1 protein-coding gene is annotated in these 1,141 nt (G+C 73.6%); it reads right to left on the bottom strand.

Going from position 1 to position 1,141, the window contains the following annotated elements; genetic code table 11:
* Positions 1 to 115: 115 nt before the first annotated feature.
* Positions 116 to 1,141 (bottom strand): sugar transferase (locus BACI9J_RS24150; protein WP_159736812.1); only part of this gene is annotated, 1,026 nt, incomplete at its 5' end.

Genomic DNA, 1,141 nt, shown 5'->3' with positions numbered 1-1,141 from the left:
GATCGTCGTCGACCCACGCGGCGGAAGTCCGTGGGCCTCCATCGTAACTCCCCCGCCCCTGGAAGCCCAGGCCGGCCCCCGGAACGGACACCGTTCGTCCAGGGAAGCGCAGCGCTCAGTACGCGCCGCGGGACCGAAGCACCGACGGGACGGTGCGGGCGAGGATCACCAGGTCGTGCAGGAACGACCAGTTCTCGACGTAGTGCAGGTCGAGCCGCACCCCTTCGGCCCAGTCGAGGTCCGATCGGCCGCTGACCTGCCACAAGCCGGTGATCCCCGGGGTCACGAGGAGTCGGCGGTCGGCGAAGTCCTCGTACAGCGCGACCTCGCGGGGCAGGGCCGGTCGGGGGCCGACCAGGCTCATCGACCCGGTGAGCACGTTCCACAGCTGCGGCAGTTCGTCGAGCGAGGTCCGTCGCAGGAAGGCACCGACCCGGGTCACCCGCGGGTCGTCCTGCATCTTGAACAGCGGACCGGCGCCCTGGTTCTCGGACTGCAGAGCAGCCATGCGCGCCTCGGCGTCGACGCACATCGTCCGGAACTTCAGGATCGGGAACTCCGCGCCACCGCGACCGACGCGGACCTGCCGGAAGAACCCCGGCCCGCCGTCGTCAGCGCGGACCGCCAGCGCGACCGCGGCCAGGACCGGGGAGAGCAACGCCAGGCCGAGCACGGCGCCGACGACGTCGAGCGCCCGCTTGCCCATCCGGCGGCGGTAGTCGGGGGTCTCGACGTGCATGAGCGGCAGCCCGTCGACCGGGCGCTCGTGCACCCGCCCGGCGGCGATGTCGGCCAGGGGGGAGGACACCACGAGCTCGACGCCGTGTTCCTCGAGCTGCCACCCGAGGCGACGGAGGCGGGCGTGCCCACCACGGACGGCACCCGCGACGACGACGGCGGAGACGCCCTCGGCCCGGGCGTGCGCGAGCACGTCATCGATGCCCCCGACGACCGGAGCCGTTGCCGCCCCCAGGTCGACACGGGCCCCGGCCGGAGCGCAGTCCGTGACGACGGCCCGCACGCGGTAGCCGGCACTCGGCGCAGCGGCGATCCGCGCACCCACGTACCGGACGTCCTCGGCGTCGCCGACGATCAGGACGTCCTGCAGGTGCTCGCCCCGGGCGCGACTCCGGGCGAGCAC

The sequence above is a fragment of the Arthrobacter sp. 9V genome (genome assembly GCF_902506065.1).
Taxonomy (GTDB): Bacteria; Actinomycetota; Actinomycetes; order Actinomycetales; family Micrococcaceae; genus Arthrobacter.
This window is presented reverse-complemented; position numbering and strand designations above follow the sequence as displayed.